Source organism: Candidatus Frankia nodulisporulans (assembly GCF_902806475.1).
Lineage (GTDB): Bacteria > Actinomycetota > Actinomycetes > Frankiales > Frankiaceae > Frankia > Frankia umida.
On record NZ_CADCWS010000059.1, the window covers coordinates 1 to 20,338 of the forward strand.

The 20,338-nt window shown below is 73.3% G+C and carries 17 protein-coding genes and 1 pseudogene; 3 read left to right on the plus strand and 15 right to left on the minus strand.

The window, feature by feature from the left end; all coding sequences use genetic code 11:
- The 3 genes and pseudogenes from G6R24_RS08310 to G6R24_RS08320 form a co-directional block, all read right to left on the minus strand.
- Nucleotides 1-281, minus strand: a pseudogene (locus G6R24_RS08310) (hypothetical protein); the annotation flags it as partial.
- Nucleotides 282-338: 57 nt separating this feature from the next.
- Entirely contained in the window at nucleotides 339-1,031 is a 693-nt protein-coding gene (locus G6R24_RS08315; RefSeq protein WP_476695807.1) for a TetR/AcrR family transcriptional regulator, read from the minus strand.
- Between the two features lie 51 nt (nucleotides 1,032-1,082).
- Nucleotides 1,083-2,894 (minus strand): APC family permease, encoded by a 1,812-nt coding sequence (locus G6R24_RS08320; protein ID WP_225438274.1) that lies wholly within the window; start codon nucleotides 2,892-2,894, stop codon nucleotides 1,083-1,085.
- Nucleotides 2,895-3,064: 170 nt separating this feature from the next.
- Between G6R24_RS08320 and G6R24_RS08325 the strand changes: the two genes are divergently transcribed.
- Nucleotides 3,065-3,466, plus strand: coding sequence for a VOC family protein (locus tag G6R24_RS08325; protein ID WP_163548574.1), 402 nt, complete (start codon nucleotides 3,065-3,067; stop codon nucleotides 3,464-3,466).
- Here G6R24_RS08325 and G6R24_RS08330 read toward each other — a convergent pair.
- From G6R24_RS08330 to G6R24_RS08340, 3 genes are all read right to left on the minus strand, one after another.
- On the minus strand, nucleotides 3,414-5,063 hold the full coding sequence (locus G6R24_RS08330) for a sensor histidine kinase (RefSeq protein WP_163548575.1): 1,650 nt from the start codon (nucleotides 5,061-5,063) through the stop codon (nucleotides 3,414-3,416). The genes G6R24_RS08325 and G6R24_RS08330 overlap by 53 nt on opposite strands.
- A gap of 7 nt (nucleotides 5,064-5,070) precedes the next feature.
- Nucleotides 5,071-5,808, minus strand: a complete 738-nt coding sequence (locus G6R24_RS08335; protein WP_163548576.1) for a response regulator transcription factor — start codon at nucleotides 5,806-5,808, stop codon at nucleotides 5,071-5,073.
- Nucleotides 5,809-5,887: 79 nt separating this feature from the next.
- Nucleotides 5,888-6,751, minus strand: a complete 864-nt coding sequence (locus tag G6R24_RS08340; RefSeq protein ID WP_163548577.1) for a TIGR03620 family F420-dependent LLM class oxidoreductase — start codon at nucleotides 6,749-6,751, stop codon at nucleotides 5,888-5,890.
- A 165-nt stretch (nucleotides 6,752-6,916) separates the two neighbouring features.
- Between G6R24_RS08340 and G6R24_RS08345 the strand changes: the two genes are divergently transcribed.
- Nucleotides 6,917-7,723, plus strand: coding sequence for an SDR family NAD(P)-dependent oxidoreductase (locus G6R24_RS08345; protein WP_163548578.1), 807 nt, complete (start codon nucleotides 6,917-6,919; stop codon nucleotides 7,721-7,723).
- Between the two features lie 64 nt (nucleotides 7,724-7,787).
- On the opposite strand, the gene G6R24_RS08350 is transcribed toward G6R24_RS08345, so the two are convergent.
- The 3 genes from G6R24_RS08350 to G6R24_RS22095 form a co-directional block, all read right to left on the minus strand.
- On the minus strand, nucleotides 7,788-8,609 hold the full coding sequence (locus G6R24_RS08350) for an SDR family oxidoreductase (protein ID WP_163548579.1): 822 nt from the start codon (nucleotides 8,607-8,609) through the stop codon (nucleotides 7,788-7,790).
- Between the two features lie 157 nt (nucleotides 8,610-8,766).
- Complete coding sequence (locus G6R24_RS08355; RefSeq protein ID WP_225438275.1) at nucleotides 8,767-9,555, minus strand: TetR/AcrR family transcriptional regulator; 789 nt, start codon at nucleotides 9,553-9,555, stop codon at nucleotides 8,767-8,769.
- Nucleotides 9,556-9,856: 301 nt separating this feature from the next.
- Nucleotides 9,857-10,003: a hypothetical protein gene (locus tag G6R24_RS22095; RefSeq protein ID WP_225438276.1), complete on the minus strand. Its 147-nt coding sequence runs from the start codon at nucleotides 10,001-10,003 to the stop codon at nucleotides 9,857-9,859.
- A 7-nt stretch (nucleotides 10,004-10,010) separates the two neighbouring features.
- Between G6R24_RS22095 and modA the strand changes: the two genes are divergently transcribed.
- Entirely contained in the window at nucleotides 10,011-10,676 is a 666-nt protein-coding gene (modA, locus tag G6R24_RS08360) for a molybdate ABC transporter substrate-binding protein (RefSeq protein ID WP_225438277.1), read from the plus strand.
- 106 nt (nucleotides 10,677-10,782) lie between these two features.
- Here modA and G6R24_RS22100 read toward each other — a convergent pair whose 3' ends face one another.
- From G6R24_RS22100 to G6R24_RS08390, 6 genes are all read right to left on the minus strand, one after another.
- The gene (locus G6R24_RS22100) at nucleotides 10,783-11,997 is read right to left on the minus strand and encodes a neutral zinc metallopeptidase (protein ID WP_225438278.1); all 1,215 of its coding nucleotides are present in this window, start codon (nucleotides 11,995-11,997) and stop codon (nucleotides 10,783-10,785) included.
- A gap of 402 nt (nucleotides 11,998-12,399) precedes the next feature.
- A complete protein-coding gene (locus G6R24_RS08370; protein WP_225438279.1) occupies nucleotides 12,400-14,439 on the minus strand; it encodes a DUF7846 domain-containing protein in 2,040 nt (679 codons plus the stop codon).
- Between the two features lie 389 nt (nucleotides 14,440-14,828).
- Nucleotides 14,829-15,980 carry a small ribosomal subunit Rsm22 family protein gene (locus G6R24_RS08375; protein ID WP_163548581.1) on the minus strand — a complete coding sequence of 384 codons (1,152 nt, stop codon included), beginning with the start codon at nucleotides 15,978-15,980 and terminating at the stop codon, nucleotides 14,829-14,831.
- A gap of 197 nt (nucleotides 15,981-16,177) precedes the next feature.
- Entirely contained in the window at nucleotides 16,178-16,642 is a 465-nt protein-coding gene (locus tag G6R24_RS08380; RefSeq protein WP_163548582.1) for an Lrp/AsnC family transcriptional regulator, read from the minus strand.
- A gap of 773 nt (nucleotides 16,643-17,415) precedes the next feature.
- Nucleotides 17,416-18,093: a PASTA domain-containing protein gene (locus tag G6R24_RS23245; protein WP_163548583.1), complete on the minus strand. Its 678-nt coding sequence runs from the start codon at nucleotides 18,091-18,093 to the stop codon at nucleotides 17,416-17,418.
- A 104-nt stretch (nucleotides 18,094-18,197) separates the two neighbouring features.
- Nucleotides 18,198-19,760: a serine/threonine-protein kinase gene (locus G6R24_RS08390; RefSeq protein ID WP_244957188.1), complete on the minus strand. Its 1,563-nt coding sequence runs from the start codon at nucleotides 19,758-19,760 to the stop codon at nucleotides 18,198-18,200.
- Nucleotides 19,761-20,338 lie beyond the last annotated feature (578 nt).

Here is a 20,338-nt window from a genome sequence, read left to right on the forward strand (position 1 = left end):
AGGCTCGCGATCCGACGTCGGCGGGCCTGGCGCAGGAACGCGTTGGTGGCCTTGTCGCCGACGGGATCGCCCTCGGCGGTCTTTGTGTGCTCGGCCTCCTGGCGCATGCCGTGCAGGGCCCGGCGACCCCGTTCCAGATAGTCGCGCTCGGCGGCCAGGTCCGCGGCCAGAGTCGCCGCGGCCGCGGGGTCGTCCAGCGGTGTGTCGTTCGGCTGGGCCACGTCGTTCGGCTGGGCCAGGTCGGCGCCGCCGACGGTCGGCATGGCTGTTGTGTCCGGCACCGTCCACCCCCTCAGACTTTTACCCGGTAAAGTTTACCGAACGCAGCGGGGTGTGGGTCAGGCGTAGTCGGGGAAGGCGCGGCGGAGACCGGCGAAGGCACTCACCGCGGCGGTGACGGCGGCGGGGTGACGGGCGGTGACCGACATGCCGGTGGACAGGTACGTCCAGTTCTCCCGGGCCAGGACCCGGTGCACGACGACGATCTGGGCCGCGGCCAGCCGGGCGGTGAGCTCACCCGCCTCGGGGCACGCCTCGACGAGCGCGGCGGCCAGGGCGCGTTCGTCGGCGTCGGCGTAGCGGGCGACCCGTCCCAGCAGGCTCGGCGTGCCGAAGACCATGCCGTGGAAGGCGAGGACCTCGGGGATGTCGTTCAGGCCGGTCACCGGTTCGTGGCGGTCCAGGCCGGCGCGCAGGTGGGCCTCGAGCGCGTCCAGGGGTGTCCTCGCGTCGCCCCGGTGCGCCACCACCCGGGCCGCCTCGCCGCGATGGTCGACGATGCGGTGCAGGACGAGGTCCTCCTTCGCCGGGAAGTGGGCGAACAGGGTCGGTTTGGTGACCCGCGCGGCGGCCGCGACCTCGGCGACCGACACCTGGTCGAAGCCGCGATCGAGGAACAGGCTGATCGCCGCCGCCGACAGCGCGTCATGCGTGCGACGCCACCGCTGGGCCCGCCCAGGTACCTCCGACGATGACCCGGCCAACGACCCGGACGACGATGACACCGACGACGACGACACGGCCGACGTCACGCGACCACGGTCACACCACCCGAGGGGGCGGCGTCACGCGGCGGGGCGGCGTCACGCGACGTGGACGAAGGGGCGTCGAGCAGGATCGGGTTCGGCTTCACGCAGCACCTCGCGGGTCACGGTGGCGACCTCCCCGGCACCGAAGAACAGGAACCGCAGGAAGTTGAGGATGGGGTTGCCCTCGGTCCATTCAAAGTAGACGTGCGGGCGCACCCCGGCGGTGTCGCGCAGGTGCAGCAGCAGCGCGGCGATCGCGTTGGGCACCGAGGTGCTGGTCGCGCACAGCACCCGGTAGCCCGAGCGATCGACAGCGTGGACGTCCAGTTCGCCTTCGAAGTCGGACGAGTCGGGCACGCTCACCTCGAGGAACAGCAGCGGCACGGCCTCGGGGACGTAGAGCTCCCGACGGGCCTTGCGCGCCTTGTCGGCGTATTCGGCCGCGTCCCCGACGTCCAGTTCGTTGGCGACCAGGTGCAGTCCGCCGGTGGCGGCGGCCTCGCGGACCCAGGCGACGGTGGTGTCGTCCAGGCGGACGCCGGTGACCCGCAGTTCGAACGCGCGCAGCGCCCGGGAGACGAACGACACCAGCAGGATCGCGATGATGAAGATCGAACCGATGATCAGGCCGTCCGGACGTTCGATGATGTTGGCGATGGTGGTGTAGACGAACACCGCGGCGATCACGCCGAAGGCGACCGCGGACCGGCGCTGCCCGCGCCGCAGCGTCGCGAGTGTCACCGCCAGCGAGGCGGACGTGATCAGCACCAGTACCCCGGTGGCGTACGCGCCGCCCTGCTTGTCGACGCTCGCACCGAAGATCACGGTGACGGCGAAGCCGATCGCGGTGAACACCAGGACCAGCGGTCGCACGGCGCGCGCCCAGTGCGGCGCCATCCCGTACCGGGGCAGGTAGCGCGGGACGAGGTTGAGCAGTCCCGCCAGGGCCGAGGCGCCGGCGAACCAGAGGATCAGGATCGTCGAGACGTCGTAGACGGTGCCGAAGGCCGCCCCGAGCTGCTCGTGGGCCAGATAGGCCAGGGCCCGCCCGTTGGCCTCGCCGCCCGGTTCGAACGCACGCTCGGGGATGAGCAGCGTCGTCGCGAGACTGGACGTGATCAGGTACACGGCCATGATCAACGCCGCGACGGTGAGCAGGGTGCGGGCGCCGCGGATGCGTCCGGTCGGACGCCGCTCGGTGTCACCCGCGTCCCCGCGCACCAGGGGCATCACCGCCACGCCCGTCTCGAAACCGGACAGTCCGAGCGCGAGCTTCGGGAACACGATCAGTGCGAAGCCGATCAGCGCCAACGGGTCCGGATGCTCCTGGACCAGCAGCGCGTGCCAGTCGTCGAACAGGTGCGGATGCGTGGCGATCTTCACCAGCGCGTCGGCGACGACGACCGCGTTCAACCCCAGGTAGATCACGACCAGCACGACCGCGATCCCGACCGCCTCGGTGAAGCCGATCAGGAACACCGTGGCGAGCAGTGTCAGCAGCACCAGCGTGACGATGACCTGATGCCCCTCGAGCGCGTGCGGCGCGTATGGGTTCTCCAGGATGTGCGCCGTGGCGTCGGCGGCCGACAGCGTGATCGTGATCAGGAAGTCGGTGCACGCGAACCCCAGCAGCACCAGAACCAGGATCTTGCCCTTCCACCAGGACAGTTCCTTCTCCAGCATGGCGATCGACCCCTCGCCGTGCGGGCTGTCCTTCGCCACCCGCCGGTACACCGGCAACGCCCCCGCCAACGTGACCAGCACCAGCACCGCGGTCGCGATCGGACTCACCGCACCGGCCGCCAGCGCCGCGATACCCGGCTGGTATCCCAGCGTGGAGAAGTAGTCGACGCCGGTCAGGCACATCACCCGCCACCACGGATGCAGCCGCTGTTCGGCCGCCGGTTGGGCGTGCGGCCCCGTGTGCTGGGTAGCCTGCTCGGACCCCGACAGCAACCACTCCCGTAGCCGCCCCGCCCGTCACCTCCACACGAGGATGGCGGGCGGCGCAGGCGGTCGGCGGTGACACTGGAGGGGTGGAGGTTCTCGGTAGCCGCATTCTGATCAGGCCGGTCGACCCGGCACGCAGCCACGACTTCTACGGGCGGATCCTCGGGCTCGCGGTGTACCGCGAGTTCGGCCCGCCGGACGAGCCGGGCGTCGTGTACTTCCTCGGCCAGGGCCTGCTGGAGGTCGCCGGACGAAGCCGCGACGACGGCCGCGACGACGGCGCGCGGTGGCCAGGTCTGTGGTTGCAGGTCCGTGACCTGGCGGGCGAGCATCGACGGCTGGTGGAGGCCGGGGTGGCGATCACGCGTGCGCCGCGGCGGGAACCATGGGGGCTGGACGAGATGTGGCTCGCGGACCCGGACGGTGTCCCCATCGTCATCGTGGAGATTCCCGGTGATCATCCCCTGCGTCGCGATCAACGCCCCTGACCGGACGTGCGGTTCCCCCGGCGCGGCCGCCGGCTCCCGCGGCGGCGACCCGGGTCCCCTCGCGGGGAAGCCAGATCGTCAGGACGGCGCCGCCGTCGGGATGGTTGGCGGCCGTCACCGATCCGCCGTGGGCGGCGATGATCGCCGCGACGATGGCCAGACCGAGTCCGGTGCCGCCGTCGTTGCGGCCGCGGGCGGCGTCGGCCCGGCGGAACCGTTCGAAGGCGTGCGGGAGGAACGTCCCCGGGAAGCCCGGCCCCCAGTCGCGGACGGTCAGTCGCACGCCGGCCTGGCCCGACCGGGTGGTGGGCCCGATGGTCAGATCGACGGTGCTGGCGGCCGGGGCGTGACGTAGGGCGTTGGTGAGCAGGTTGTCGACGCACTGGCGCAGCAGGTCGGGGTCACCCTCGACCAACGGCCCGGACGAAACCTGGACGGGTGGTTCCCGGATGATCGTGAGGTGCACGTCGCGGGAGGTGGCGAGTCCGGCGGCGGCCTGGGTGGCGCGCAGGACGATCTCGTCGAGGGCCACGGGTGCGCGGCGCAGGTGACCACCGTCCATCCGGGCCAGGGTGAGCAGGGATTCGGCCAGACGGATGAGCCGTTCGGTCTCCTCGGCGGCACCGGAGATCGCCGCGCGCAGTTGCGTGACGCTGCGTCCGGGGCGGGCGGCGAGTTCGAGTTCGGCGCGTAGCACGGTCAGGGGGGTGCGCAGTTCGTGGCCGGCGTCGGCGATGAACGCGCGGTCGCGGGTGCGGGCGGCGTGCAGCCGGGCGAGCAGGTCGTTCATCGTCCGGGCAAGGGCCGCGATCTCGTCGCGAGTGGCCGGTACGGCGAGCGCCAGGGCACCGGAGGGACCAGAGGGCACCGGCGGGCCGGGTGGTGCGGGCGGGCCGGGGGTCCTGGCGTGGTCCTCGGCGGCGGCGAGCGCGGCGGCATCACGTCGCATCCGTTCGACCGGACGCAGCGCCGCGCCGGACAGCAGCCAGGCGGCCAGCCCGGACAGCGCGACCAGCGGTGCCGTCGCGACAACCATGACGTTGCGGACCCGATCCTCGGCCCGGTCGCTGTACAGGGTGGACGTCCCGACCACCGCGACCAGCGGCCCGCCGGCAGCCGACCCGGTGGTAGCGGCCGAGCCTGTGCCAGGCACGGTGACCGGCTCGGTGGCCAGGCGGAGACGGCCGTCCGGTTCCATCCCCGGGCGGGATCGGACGGTGGTCAGCAGGGCCCGGGTGCGGGCCGTGGCCAGGGTGCGGGCGTCCAGCAGGGGGGTCTGGCCGGCGTCGGCCGTGGCCGCCAGGACGAGGCCGTCCGGTCCCAGGATCTGCGCGATCGGGCCCGCGCCGGCGAGCAGCGCGGTCGAGCCCGGTGTGGTCGAGCCCGGTGTGGTCGAGCCCGGTGTGGTCGCGGCGGTGACCGCGGGGTAGCGGTCGGTAGTGCGGGCGGCGAGGACGTCCACCCGGGTGCGCAGGTCCGAGTCGACCGCGTCCCGCAGGTTCGCCCGCAGCAGCAGGTAGAACAGGATGCCGGCGAGGAACAGGGCGAGGGCCGTGCCGAGGACGAACAGGGCGGTCAGGCGGACCCGAAGCGGCACGCCGCGCCTATCCCGACGCCGAAGCGGTGCCCGGGACCGGGCCCGGGCCCGGGGGGGTGTCCGGGCCGGTGGCCGGGGGGATGCGCAGGCGGTAACCGACGCCGCGGATGGTCTCCACCAGCGAGGGGGCGCCCGGATCGTCGAGCTTGCGGCGCAGGTAGCGGACGTACTGGTCGACGACGTTCGAGGTGGCGTCGAACGCGTCGTCCCAGACGTGGTCGATGATGAAGGTGCGGGTGAGGACCTGCTCGGGGTGGCGCAGCAGCAGGTGCAGCAGCGCGAACTCCTTCGCCGAGAGATCCACCGGCTCGCCGTGTCGCCACACCCGGTGGGCGGCCGGGTCGAGCCGCACCGCCGCGGCGGTGAGGATGACGGGGCGCTGGTCGGCGCCGCGGCGGACCAGCGCTCGCAGCCGTGCGGTCAGCTCGCCGAAGCTGAACGGTTTGGGCAGGTAGTCGTCGGCCCCGGCGTCCAGACCGCGGATGCGGTCGTCGACATCGACGCGGGCGGTGAGCATGAGCACCGGCGCCCATCGGCCCCGGGCGCGCAGCTGGGCGCACACCTCGAAGCCGTCGAGGCCGGGCAGCATCAGGTCGAGCACGATCGCGTCGTAGTCGACCTCGCAGCCTCGCCAGACCGCCTCGGGACCCTCCGCCGCCAGGTCGACGGCGTAGCCCTCCTCGATCAGGCCCCGGCGCAGCAACGCGGCGGTCCGCTCGTCGTCCTCGACCACCAGCACCCGCATGCCCGGATCGTACGGTCGGGCCCCTGTGATGACGATGTACCCGGCGGCCGCCGCGCCACCGCGGTCAGCGCACGGCGGGTCAGACGACGGCGGGAGCCAGGCGGCGCCATTCGGTGAGGGGGAAGGCCTGCTGGTCGGCGGTGAGGACCTGCAGGGTGACATGGTCGGCGCCGGCGTCGCGATGTTCGCGGACGCGGCGGGCGATCGCCTCCTCGTCCCCCCAGGCGATCATGGCGTCGAAGACCCGGTCGCTGACCTCGGCGACCTCCTCGGCGGTGAAACCGAGCCGGATCAGGCTGTTGGCGTAGTTCGGCAGGGAGAGGTAGCCGCGCAGCCACCGGCCGCCGATCTCGTGGGCCTCGTCGGCGTCCGCGCACAGGATCACCGTCTGCTCCGGCAGGAGCAGCGGGCCGGCGCCGACGGCCTCGCGGGCGGCCGCGGTGTGCTGGGGGGTGACCAGGTAGCTGTGGACGCCCGCGGAGCGTTTCGCGGCGACGCCGAGCATCCGCGGGCCCAGCGCGGCGAGGACCCGGTTGGCCGCGGGGACCGCGGGTTCGGCGGCGTCGAGCGCGTCCAGGAAGGCTTCCATCGCGGCGACGGGACGTCGGTACCGGCCGGGGTCACCGTGGTCGACGGCGATGGCGTGACTGACACCGATACCGAGCAGGAAACGGCCCGGGTAGGCGGCTTCGAGCGCCGCGCGACCGCGGACGACGTCGGCGACCTCGAAGTTCCACAGGCTGAGCACGCCACTGGCGACCGTCACCCGGCTGGTGGCGGCGAGCAGACGCTCGGCGGCGTCGAACAGGGTGCCGCCGCCCATGTCCGGTATCCACAGGGCGTGGTAGCCGAGCTGTTCGAGTTCGGCGGCCGCTTCCGCGGCCCGCGCCGCGTCCCCGTAGTGCAGCTGTGCACTCCATACGCCCACACCTGAGACCGCCATGCCCACCCCTTCGTCGCCCACCGAGCACACCACCCGCACATCAAGTCTTTCACCGGGACCCGCGCGCGCTCAACGAGTGGGGACGATTTCCACTAGCGTCCGGACGAGGGCCCGAAACAGGCCGACCTGTGGATGGATGGGCGCGAAAGGGCGGAGGATTCGGCGATGGGTGTTGCGCGGAGCGACTGGACAGCGGTGGTGACCGGTGCGGCGAGTGGTATCGGGGCGGCGAGCGCCCGCCGGTTCGTCGCCGAGGGCGGGAAGGTCATCGGTGCCGACATCGACGAGGCCGGGCTCGCCGCGCTCGAGCAGGAGCTCGGGTCCGCGTCCTTCGTGGGTGTGCGCTGCGACATCACGGTCGAGGCGGACGTGGCCGGGGCGGTCGAGCGGGCCACGGCGACCTTCGGCGGGTTGGATGTCGTGGTCGCGAGCGCGGGCATCGGCTTCCTGTCCGAAGTCGCCGATCATCCGCTGGCGGACTGGCAGCGCGTCCTGAACGTGAGCCTCACCGGCACGTTCCTGACCGTCAAGCACGGCGGGCACGCGCTGCGGGCCGCCGGACGCGGCGGGTCGATCGTGGTGGTCGCGAGCCTGAACGCGGTCCAGCCCGGTCGGGGGGTGGCCGCCTACTGCGCGGCGAAGGCCGGGGTGGTGGCGCTCACCGAGGTCGCGGCGATGGAACTCGGGCCGTACAACGTGCGGGTGAACGCGATCGCCCCCGGTCTGGTGCGGACCTCGATGACCACCCCGGCCTGGCAGATGCCCGGCATCGTCGACGAGTTCGTCGAGAACGCGCCGTTGGGTCGCTACGCCGAGGCCCACGAGATCGCGAACGTGGTGTACTTTCTCGCCTCCGACGAGTCGTCGTTCGTCTCCGGCTCGCTGTACGGCGTCGATGGTGGTGCGCGCACCCGCCGCTACCCCGACATGGTCGCGAGCGTCCAACGCGCGACGGCCGGCCACTCGGGGTAGTGCGTGTCGCCGGGTGCCGGTCGCCGGGTGCCTGTCGCCGGGGCGGGGCGGGGCGGGGCGGGGGTCAGCCGGCCTGGCTCTGGGCGAGGGCGACGCTACCGCCGTCCACCAGCAGGTCGGTGCCGGTGACGAAACGGGCCTGGTCGCTGAGCAGGAACAGGGCGGCGTCGGCCACGTCGTCGGGGGTGCCGACCCGGCCGGCGGGGGCCGCCTCGGTCAGCGCGGCCATGCTGGCGCCCCAGGTGCCGGCGAGTTCCGCGGCGCCCATCGGGGTGAGGATGACCCCGGGGCTGATCGTGTTGAGTCGGGCGCCGCGGCGGCCCCAGGCCAGGGCGGCGGCGCGAACCCGGATGAGGGTCGCCTGCTTGGCGACGGCGTAGGCACGGCCCGAGTCGCGCATCGCCGCGGGCGCCAGGACGTCCAGGTCGAGCAGGTCATCGCTCGGGGTGGTGGCCACGGCCCGCTGGTGCGCGGGGGGCAGCGCCGCGATGAGGTGCCCGCCGGTGCTGGCGACGACGAGGCCGGCCGCGCCGGGGCCGACGACCGGTTCGAACTCGTCGAGGAACAGGGCGACCCCGTACAGGTCGACCCGTAGGATCGTCGCCGGATCACCCTGGGTCGGCGACACCCCGGCGGTGTGCACGAGATGCGTGGGCCGGCCGAGTTCGGTGGCGGTGGCGGCGAGCGCGGCCATCGACGCGCGGTCGGTGACGTCGATGGTCCGGGTGACGACCTGATGGCCCTGGCCACGGAGGTCCTGCGCGAGGGCGTGCAGCGCCGACTCGTTACGGTCGGCGAGCAGCAGGGTGCGGCCCGAGGCGAGTCGGCGGGCGATGGCAAGCCCCATCCCGCCCGTTCCTGTGATGACAACGACGTCCCGGCTCATCGCGGCGTCCCTTCGCGTGGGTGGGGCGGGTGCCGCTCGTGGCACTCGTTCCGTGTCCCCGACTATGCCGAGCCGCGCCACCAGCCGCGACAACTGCACCACGGGACGGATACACCCCCCGCGTCCCCACGTCTGGACGGACCAGCGGACCAGTGGATCAGCGGGGGGTGACGAGGGCGCGGATGACGTGCTGGGCGACGAACCGCCGTTGCCTGGCCGGCGACCAGGTGGACCAGGGCGGCCGCGCCGCGACGCCGCCAGCGGTGATCAGCCACAGGACGGTCTCGCGCAGGTCGAGGTCGGGGTAGAGCTGCCCGTCGGCCTGCCATCGCCGCAGGTGGGGCTCGAGGTGGCCGGTGACGGCGTCGACGATCGGCCCGCCGCCCTCCCGCAGGGACTCGGCGATGACCCGGCTGCCCTCCGCGAAGATCGCCTCGTCGGGAGCGTCGCTGTTGATCTGCGTGACGACGCCGAGGAAGATCTCGCACAGGGAGTCCGACGCGTCGTCACGCCGCGGCAGACACCCCAGCACGGTGGCCATCGTGGTCTCGATCCGGCCGAGCAGGACTGCCAGGATGAGGTCGTCGCGGCCGCGGAAGTAGCGGTAGACCGTCGAGCGGGACACGCCGGCCTCCAGGGCGACCTCCTCCACCCGGATGCGGCCGTCGCGGCGTTGCACCAGGCAGCGCAGGGTGGCCTCGACCAGGCGTCGACGGGCCTCCTCGTCGTCCAGCAGCGCGCTGTCACTGCCCCACCAGCCCGGCGCCCGCTGCCCGGTGCGCTGCTCACTGTTCACCGCGGCCATCTCGACATGGTAGGTGCCGGGCCGGGCCCGATCCGCCGTGCACTGTTCGCCGGTCCTGGCGAATGCGTCACGGACCGTCCGCCGCGGCCGTCGGTCCAGGTCACTCGGGTCCCCGGCGGTACGCGTCGACGGACGCGTCACAGCACCCCCACCTTTCGGTTACTCAGATGCGGCACTATCATGCGACAAGTTTCGTATCCAAGGAGCTCCACTCAGGGGGGAATCCGCAGATGCGAGCGGGGGGCGCCGGCCGACGACTGTCGGTCGGGCCGGCGATCGGGGTGACGACGGTGTCGCCGTGGACCGACTCGAATGCCTCGGGGTGCCCGTCATCCTGAGCGGGTTCGGGCCGGCCGACCGTCCACAGACCATGGATTTTTTCAGTGCGACGGTCGACCGCGCCCTGGGGTGGGGGCGATCCGTCATGGGCGAAGGAACGGGACTACGTGAGATTCAGCAGGATGAGGACGGCGTTCGCGGTCATGGCCAGCGCCGGCCTTCTGGTCGCCGGGTGCGGCAGCAGCGGCAGTGACGGAACGACGGCGGCCACGACGACGCCGTCGGCCAGCGCCTCCTCCAGTGGCGTCACCGGCACCGTGACGGTGTTCGCGGCGGCGTCGCTGACCGGGACGTTCACCGAGCTCGGCAAGCAGTTCGAGACCGCCAACCCCGGCTCCACCGTGAAGTTCTCCTTCGGTGGCAGCTCGACGCTGGCCACGCAGATCAACGCCGGTGCTCCGGCGGACGTGTTCGCCGCGGCGAGCGCGGCCACCATGAAGACCGTCACCGACGCCGGGCAGAACACCGCGGCGCCGAAGGTCTTCGTGCGCAACCAGCTGGTCATCGCGGTGCCGGCGGCCAACCCCAAGGGCATCACCGACCTGCCTGACCTGGTCAAGCCCGGTGTGAAGGTCGCCCTGTGCGCGGATGCGGTGCCCTGTGGCGCGGCCGCGAAGAAGGCCCTGACCGCCGCCGGAGTCACCATCACTCCGGTCACCCTCGAGCAGGACGTGAAGGCCGCCCTGTCCAAGGTCACCCTTGGTGAGGTCGACGCCGCGCTGGTCTACCGCACGGACGCCATCGCCGCGGGCGGCAAGGTGAAGGGCATCGAGTTCCCCGAGTCGGCGAAGGCGATCAACGACTACCCGATCACCACGCTCAAGGGCGGCAAGAACGCCGCGGGCGCCACGGCGTTCGTGACCTACATCACCTCGCCCACCGCGCAGGCGGTGCTGACCAAGGCCGGTTTCCAGGCTCCCTGACCCACGGGTCGCACGCTCGCGTCATGACCGGGCCCCGTCCCCCGAACCGTCCGCCCGTGCGGACGGCCGGGGGCGGGGCCCGCTCCGTTGTGCCGTCAGGCGCGGGTCAGACGTCGCCGGTCTCGGACTGGCCGATCCGCAGGCAGGCGGCGTTGTCGCGCAGATAGCCGGAGCTGAACGCCTGGGCGCGTTGGGTGGGGCTGCCGTGCGCGTCGGGGGCGGTCGCCGGCTCCTGGTTGAACCAGCCGCCGCGGGTGTCACCCAGGGAGAAGAACAGCATCGCGCCGCTGAGCGCGTCCGACATCTCGAGCAGCCCGGCCTCGCGCGCGGCGGCGGTCTGTCGGCCGGCGAAGCAGTCGGCCTGGTTCTCCTCCGCCCGGGGGACGACCCCGAGGTTCTTCCCGATCCGGTCGCCGCGGTGGGACAGTTCGTGCATCAGCACGAACAGCGGGTAGCTGGGGCCGCCGGCGGCGGCCAGGTCGTTCATGAACTCGATGCTGTAGGCGACGGTGCCGTCCAGCGTGCAGTAGAGGGCGTTGTCGGCGAACTGGTCCGGGTCGGCCTGCCGGCCGCACTCGTCGTCCGGGGCCTGCCCGTTGTGGTAGGAGATGATCTTCGGGGTGGTCCACGCCTTCCCGAGCTGCTCCTGCCAGAAGGTGTTGACGCCACCCGGGCAACCCGCCGGTTCGGTCACCAGGCGCAGCGCGTCCTCGACGGTGCGCACCCTGGTCGACCCACAGTTCGCCGGTGCCGGGGACGGGGACGGCACCGCCGGGGACGGCACCGGCGTCCCGGTAGCCCCGGTCCCCTGCGGGCCGCTGGCCGTGCCTGCGCCGACGTATCCGCCGGGCATCGTGGGACCGCCGGGCGACGGCGCTCCCGCCGGCGTCGTGACCGCGCCGGGTTCGGTGGCCTCCGGCCCTTGCCTGGCGGCGATCGGCGTGTGCACCGACCCGCCCGACCCCGACACGTCGGCCGACCCGGACTCGCCAGCTGGCCCAGAGGCACCGGCCGGCTGGGACTCGCCGACCGACCAGGGCCGGCTGGCCGACCGGGGCTGGTCCTGCGCCGTGGCCCGGTCGGGTGTCGCCGCGGCGGTCGAGGTGGTCCTGTCCGCCGCCGCGGCCGGGGTGGACGCGTCGACGTGGGTGGCGGCGTCGGCGGGTTCGGGAGACGACGTGGGTTCGGCCGCGGTGGCCGCGACCCGGTTCGCCGGCAGGGCGCGCTCGGAGAGCGGCCCGCCCGTGTCTGCGGCGCACCCGGCGGACAGCAGTCCGGCAACAATCACGATCGCGGCCGTAGCCGCCCGAAGGACCCGCACAACGATCAACGTTAGGCGGGGATCGGTCCCGGTTTCGCCGGGTATAGGCCCCTATGGGCTGGGCCGTAGACAGTCCGAGGGTCCCGGTGCAGGAGGCCCACCGGTCCCAGCCGCGGCCGTTGCGGCCTGCGCGGCGGCCCTTCTCCGGGCGGCGCCAGGTGCGGGCACGCCGTCCCGGACAAGCTGCCGCGCCGCAGCTCATCGCGGATGTCCGTGGTGAACTGGCGGGCCCCGCCGGAGGCGGACAACCGCGTGTCCGGGGCCGCCACCCACCCGCCGCCGCCGACCACCACCCGGGCCGGCTAGGCCGCGCGATGTGCTCTGGCCCACCGTTGGTGGTGCCTCCAGTGACGCCGATCACCGCGAAACCGGCCGCAAGGGGTAATCGTGCCCATGGCTCGTTCAGGGGATGTCGGATGCCACCGCGGTGACGGAGACGGTGAGGGCCTGGGCCACCCGCGCGGGCAGCCAACCCTCCTTCGCCCGTGGGGGCACCCAGCGCCAGCCCGTTCCGGGAGCGAGCATGCTCAGCGCACCGGTGCCGGCGCGGCGGGCCAGCGGGAGACGCTCCTCCCAGGCGGCCGTGCCGTCGGGGCCGGGCACGCTGAGCCCGACGACGACGTCCAGGGGCAGGTCGTCGTCCACCCTGATCTCCCCGGGGCCGGCCGGGCCGGTGGTGAGCACCACCGACAGCACCGGGGCCGCGCCGTGGCCCGCGTGCACGACGGTGTCGCGGGCCCCCGCCGCCGTCGATCCCACCCGCACGTACACCGACGCACCCGGCTGGCTCGGTTGGCTCGGCTGGCCCGGTCGGGGCAGGGCTGGTCCGGTCGGGGGCAGCGTGACGTCCAGGCGCAGCCGTCCACCGTGGATCTGGCGCAGGGCGGTGAAGGAGCCGACGTAGCTGGCGAACGCCGCCGGGTCGACGATCTCCGCCGGCCGCAGCCGGTAGAGGTCGCGTCCGGGCATTCGGTCGCCGAGGGTGGCGGTGCGCGGACCGAGGTCGGCGGCGTACAGGACCCGGTCGTGCAGCCCCGGGTCGTTGCGCAGAACCTGGTAGGGCACCTGCGTGTAGCGGCTGGGCCGGTCCGGGGTGACCACGACGACGGCGGGCCCGGGAAACCGCTCGGGCAGCAGTGCGCGCAGCAGCGCGTCGTGGTCGTTGACCCAGCGCTGGCCGGCAAGCTTCGGGGGAAGCGGCCCCAGCGTCAGCAGGACGGCCACCGCCACCGTACCCACCGCGATCAGCGTCTGCCCCGTTCGGGCCAGCGGCATCCCGCGCCAGGCCGGGGGTATCCGCCGCACGGGCGAGGCGCTCAGGACACGGGCCAGGGCGCGGGCCGCCAGCGCCCACAGCCGGCGGGCCCCGTCCGCGGCGAGGATGACCACCGGGGTGACCGCGCCGAGATGGTAGTGCGGGCCGATACCGTCGCGGACGCCCGGCAGCGCGAACGCCGTCCCCCACCAGAACAGGTAGCCGGCGACGACCAGCGCGGCCATCGCGACCAGCAGCAGGCGCTGCGCCCGCCGCGGCCGCACGAGCACCCCGACGGCGGCGGACGCCACCAGCAGCGGTCCGCCGAACAGCCAGCCGGGCGCGGCGGTGAGTGTCTGCCAGGTGGCCCGCACCGCCAGGCGCCGCCCGAAGGCGAACGTCGGCTCGCTCGGCAGGATGCGCCGAGGGCCGAAACCGAACCGGTCCAGCGGGTCGGAGGCCGACAGCGGCATCCGCACCGGTGACCCCGTCACCCAGGCGCAGTAGGCGAGCAGGAGCACGACGAACGGTGCGACGCCGAGCAGCGCCCAGCCGGTGCGCCGCACCGCCACCCGGGGCGTTCGACGCAGCCGGACCAGCGCGAACACCACCACCGCGGCGAGCACCAGAACCGCGTCGTAGGGGCGCAGCAGCAACGCGAACCCGGCCGCGGCGCCCCCGGCGACCAGCGCGCCCCGGCTGCCGGTACGCGCCCCGCGCAGCAACCCGGCCGCGGCGGCGGTCAGCGTCGCGGCACCGCAGGCGTAGGCCAGGGGCAGCGCCGTGTGCAGTAGCACCAGCGGGCTCGCCGCGAGTATCCCGGCTGCCAGCACGGCGCTGGCCGTGTCGTCGAGCAGTTCACGGGCCAGCAGGTAGGTGCTGGCGACCCAGCCGGCGGCGACCGCGGCCGGTGCGACGATCATGGTGCCGAACAGCAGCTGGGACAGGGCCAGCAGCGCCGGCCAGCCCGGCAGGTACTTGGTGAACAGGTGGCCGTCGCGCTCGCCGGTCAGCCACGGGCGAAAGAACGGCTCCATCGTGGCGGCGTCCAGGGTGAGCCGGCCGTGCGCCAGCATCCTGGCCTGCAGCACGTAGGCGGCTTCGTCGGCGTCGCCGGAGCCGTACCGCAGCAGCGTCGACTGCAACACCAGGCTCGCGGTGAACGACGCCACGCACAGCAGCGCCACCAGGCCCGCCGCCGGCGACCATGGCCATCTGCTGGCCAGCGCCCTCGCCGCCCCGGCTGTCGCCGAGACGCCCCGCCGACGGTCGCCGGCCGGCCGCGGCGGCGGCGATGGGGTCGATGTCGATGTTGGTCTCGGAGTCGGTGGTGCCGACCCCGGCGCGAGTGAGGATGCCCGCATCTCCCCCGTCTCCCCGGCACGGCCGGTGCGGGATTCTCCCGAACCAGCCTGTCCCTGCCCGGAATGCGATCACAGCGTAGTTGGGAGATAACTACCGCTCGTACCGGGGTGTCCCTCAATGGTGCCGCTCGTTCCGACCATGTCCACGCTGGTCGGTGCCATGGATGTCCGACGGCCGCGGGATGCGCTAGTCCGATCGGGCCAGCGATGATCTAGACGGTCCGGGGTGCCTGTCCCCCGGCGGCCGGGTCGGTGGGGGCGGCCGGGTCGGTGACCGATCCGGGGGCGGGGTCGCCCCAGCGGGCGCGGCGGGCCCAGGCGTAGGCGTCGCGGCGGCTACGGGCGACGACGGCCTCCCGCTGTCCCTCCGGGACGCACAGGGCGAGTCGGATGTGCCCGGCGTGCGCCCGCGGTGCGCGCAGCAGCCGGCCGGGGGCGTGCGCCGGCAGGCCGCGGGAGGCGATCAGATAGGCGAACTTCTCGTCCTCGTGGCCGCGTTCGGCGTCCTTGAGCGCCCGGTGCACGGCGCTGCGCTCGACCCGGCGGGCGAAGTGGCACCAGTCACCGTCCGGCAGTGGGCAGGCCCCGTCGGACGGGCACGGCGCGGTGATCGTCGCACCGTCGGCGAGCAGCGCCGAGCGGGCGGCGAGGATGCGGGCATAGCCGTCGGGTGTTCCGGTATCGATGATGACCAGTGCACCCGTGGTGGCCCGCCACCAGGCGGCGACGGCCGGACCGCGGGTGGCGGCGGGCAGCTCACCCAGCAGATAGGACGCGACCGTGAGATCCGCGGCGACACCGACCGGCGGCACCTGCGCCGTGGTGTGGTGCCAACGCGCCCCGGTGCGCAGCGGCCCGGGGGCGCCCAGCCGCGCCAGGCCGCGACCCGCGGCGATCATCCGGGCCGAACGTTCGACCAGGTCGACGCCGGTGATCTCCCCGAACACCTCGAGTGCCGCCCAGGTCGCGGGGCCCGGCCCGGCGCCCAGGTCGAGCAGGCTGTGCGGCTGCCAGTGCGGTCGCCGGTCGGCGAGTTCGGCCAGCACCACCCGGCTGACCGCGAGTGTCGCCGGCAGTCGGGCGGCGAGATAGGCCCGAACATGGCCGTCGGTCAGCCTCGCGTCCTCGGGAGTGTCCGATCCGCCGCGATAGCGCTCCGACAACTCACGGTAGGCACGGGCCAGTTCCCGGCGCGGAGCGGCGCCGGCCCCGCCACCGGCGCCCCGAGCGGCGCCACCACGAGCACCGTCACCACGCCCGATCGGAGCGATCGGAGCGATCGGAGCGATCGGAGCGGTGGCAGCCGCGGTCGCGGCCGCGAGCAGCACGTCGGCATCGAAGCCGATCCGCGTCCGCGAGGTCACGCCAGCAGCGTAGTGCGCCCCCACCACACACGAGGATCCCCGTCCATGCGCCGATCAACGCACCGGCCGAACGTCCAGCCGGCGAACCCGCCGACCAGACCGTGGCCGACCGACCTGTCCCCCGGACCGACGGCCGACCATCCGAACGGACGGCTGATCCGTGGGCCAACCGATCGGTTGGGCGAACCACCCGGCGGTTATTCGGCCGGATACACCGGTTCCAAGGCGGACGTGCGATGATGATCGAAAACAAGATTCGTCTGTACGTCGTTCACTTCGGGCCGTTCGGTGATCCGATCGACAACGAGTCCGTACAGCCCTTCCACATCAGGCACGGCGACGTGCAGCAGAAAATCGGCGGCACCCGCCGTGGTAAACACACTGACCGTTTCCAGCAGCCCACTGGCCCAGGTCCGGAATTCGTCCATCGTCGCACGTGACGAGGGTCGAACCCGAACCGAGACAAGTGCCTGCACCGGCCGCCCGATGGCAGCCAGGTCGAGCTCAGCGCGAAATCCACTGATGATGCCGCGCTCGATCAGCGAACGCACACGTTGCAGCGACGTGGACGGCACCACCCGGGTCGCCAGAGCGAGATCCCGGTTGGTTCTTCGGCCGTTTTGCTGCAACAGGCGCAACAGGGCGCGATCCAGGTCGTCCAAGCGAGCTCCCCTCCCACCGCAGTCTCTCTCCCCCCCCGGGTAGCGGCATGCTAACAAAATGTGCCGGTTCCGGCATTTCTTCGCACTGTTCCTGACCGTTGCTGCCCGGCCCTCGTGACACGCCCGGATGGAGCACACGGACCGGCGCCCCCATCACCCGTCCGTACCGCCACCACCGCACCGGCCGCTTTCTCACGACCCCCATCCCGCCTACGCGCTCGCACCCCATCACCCTTGGACGTCTTGGGAACTCGCCGAAACACACCCCGGCCCCCCGCTCACCCACACCGCCCACGCACTCCCGCCGCGTCCTCCCATCCGCCCGCGTCACACCTTCTGCCACCGGTGAGCACCACCGCACGCCGCACGCCCCTCTCCCGCCAGCCATCGCGTCAGGCTGGCGCGCTCGCCGCACCCGCCGACCGGACGAAACGGACACGGCGCCGCCGGCACGGCCAGCGCTCCCCACCTGGCAGAGATTCGATAGAAGGGATGAAACGCCGTCACCTTTGGGCGGCGCACGGTGGCCTCCCACCCACCTGCCGTCGACGCGTGATCGGTCCGAGGCCGCCACCGCGGGCGGCGCTCCCGGACCGATCACGCTGGAGGAGCTCAGGACAGATCAGAATGAGCGGTGCGCCTTGGCGGGCCAGCGTGATCCGGTGAGGCGAACAGCACACACCCGCGGCCGTCAGCGCCCGGCCCCTCGGCGATCAGCCCACCGTGAGGGACCAGCCCACCGTGGGGACCAGCCCACCGTGGCGCACCACCGGTCAGCCGGGCCCGGCAGCGACCAGGAGGGTGACGACGGTGCCTGGCGCGACCAGGCCAGCGGACGGCGACTGATCGAGAACGGTGCCCGGGAGGAACTGGTCCGTGCGGGCGATGCGGCGCGCGGTCCCCAACCCCGCGGCGCGCAGGGTCGACTCGGCACTCGCGACATCACGGCCCCGCACATCCGCCACCATGACGGCGCCCGCGCCGGAGCCGCCGGTGGCCGGGCTGGTGCCGCCGGTGCTGCCAGAGCCGGCGGAGGTACCAGAGCTGGTGGAGGTGCCGGGGCCGGTGGAGGTGCCGGGGCCGCCGGCCGTCTGGGTGCGGTCATCCGAGGTGCGCTGGTCAGTGGACGGTGCGGAGCCTGTGCCCAGGGTGGGACTGGCCGAGGGGGTGGGCGTGGCGTGCTCGGCGTGCGTCGGGGTGGCGGCTACCTGGCGGTCGAGGCCGGTGGTCGCAGCGGGGGTGGCGGTGCGGCCGTCCGCGCGGCTGGGGGCAGGAGCAGTCGGTGCGGTGGATGCGACCGTGCTGGCGGGCCCACCTGGCCCGTGCTGGCCAGAGGGCACCGAACCTGGTCCCGTCGCCGTCGCCGTCGCCGTCGCCCGGTCCGCTCCGGAGTGCGGACGCAGGTGCGCCAGCACCACGATCAACACCGCGATCACCGCCGCGGCCAGCATCGCCAGCGCGACGATGACCGGAAGCCGCCACGTGCGACCCTCCCGACCGCTGCCGCGCTCGGACCCTTCGGACTCTTCGGACCGTTCGGCGCGTCGAGGATCGATCAGTGGTTCGAGCAGGACCGCGGTCGGCGGCCCGTTCCACTCGCGGGCCCGTGCCGGCCTCGGCGCCGGGACAACGCCGTCGAGAGCCGGCGACGGGAGCGGACCGGTCGCCACCGGGGACGGCATGGTCGATCCCGCCCCGGGCGCGGGTGGGCCTGGCTGTGCGGCATCGGCCCCCTGGACCGACCGGGTGGCGCGCACGAGACGGGAGCGGGGCAGGAACACGACCCGGTGATCGAAGGTGACGGCCCGCCCGTCGGCGCCTCTCCGGGCCTGGGCCGCCAGACGGGCGACGAAGGTGAACGGGCCACGTCCGGCTGGTCCGCCCCTGGACCGGCCGGACGGCGGCCCAGCTGATGTGGCGCACCGAGAGGGCCGCGGTGGTGCGCCGCGGTTACGGTCGGCACCCGCGGTGCGGGCATGCCCGCGGGATCGAGGTTCGCCTCCGTCGCCCCCGATCTGTTCGATGCGTCCGATGCCTCCGAGGCGTCCGAGGCGTCCGATGTAGCGATGGGAGGGGCGGGAACCTCCTCGTCACCACCACGGCGCAGGGCGGCGACCAGGACGGAGGAAACGTCCGGCAGGGTCGTGGGCGTCACCGGTGTCGTCCTGCACACGACCGGCATCTCGATCACGCTCACCAGCCCCGCCACCGCGTCCGGGGCGGAGTCCGAAGCCGTGGCCGCGGACGAGGAGGTCGCGGGGGCCGCATCCGTGGGCGTGGGTGAGGGCGGCGTGGCCGAAGGCGTGGCGGTGGACATGGGCGTGGCGGTGGACATGGGCGTGGCGGTGGCCGGTCCCACCGCGGCGAGCGCGTCCTCGGCTCGGACCAGGTGCCGCAGCAGGTCGTCGGCGCTGGGACGGACGGCGGACTCCCGGCGCATCGCGACGCGGACGATCGTGGCCAGCGCCGCGGCGCCCAGCGCGGTGTCGACGCGGTCGAAGTCGGGGTCGTCGCACTGGAGGCGGCGCATCTGCTGGGCGGCCGTCCCGTTGCCGAAGGGCGGTTCACCGGTGGCGGCGAACACGACCAGCGCGCCCCAGGCGAAGATGTCGGTGGCGCTGCGGACCCGGTGGCCGCTGGCCTGTTCGGGGGACATGAACGCCGGCGTGCCGGCGATCCGGCCCCGCGGGCCCCGCGGCGCGTCGTCCGACACCCGGGCCAGGCCGAAATCGATCACTCGGGGTCCCAGCGGGGACAGCAGCACGTTGGCGGGGCTCAGGTCGCGGTGGACCAGTCCCGCACTGTGCATGGCGCTCAGCGCCGCGGCCACACCGATGGCGATCCGCTCGACCTCGACCGCTCCCAGTGGGCCGCGCGCGGCGACCGCCTGGGCCAGGGTCGGTCCGTCGACGAACTCGCTGACCAGGTACAGCGCGCCGGACGCGTCGCGGGCGACGTCAAGAACCGCGGCGGTGCAGCAGTTCGCCACCTGACTGGCCGCCGCGGCCTCCCGGCAGAACCGTTCCCGGTAACGGGGAATGCGCGTGATCTCCGTTCGGATCACCTTGATGGCCACGAGCCCGGTATCCCGTCCGCGGCCAAGGAACACCGCGCCCATGCCGCCTTCGCCCAGCCGGCCAAGAATCCGGTACTCCACCCAGCAGCCGCGGGTCGTGCGGTCGTAGCGGCGCGGGTCGGGTGGTCAGCCCGCTCGGCGGTCCCTGCACGTCGAGGGCCTGGTCCTGCGACGCCTGGACATCCTCGTCGCGCGCATCCACATGTCCTCCGTACAGCCGACATGAGCGGGCGGCCGCCGCCCGTCGGATCGTTCCTATCGCGAACCTGCCACCGGTTCGGTGCGCTGTTACCCGGGCAGGCCATACCGCCATTTCGATGCGTCGCGGACGCGGGAGAAGAACCACATTCCAACCGAGGCACGAAAAGGCCCCCGCCAGCGGCGTCCACGGGCCTTTTCCCGCACTTCCCGGCCTGTTTCCGCGCGGGAGAGCCACGGCGGCCGACATCGTCCTATACCCCGCGTCGGCCGGCCGCTTCGACCGACGGACCGGAATCACAGCGGCCGGTCGGCGTCGACCGGCCCGTCCGGGTGATGCTGCCCCGGCTCATCCCACCCCCCACATGGGCGGCCGTCCCCGACCGCTGGCCGTCGCCGGCTGACAGCCGGTTCCCGCTGGC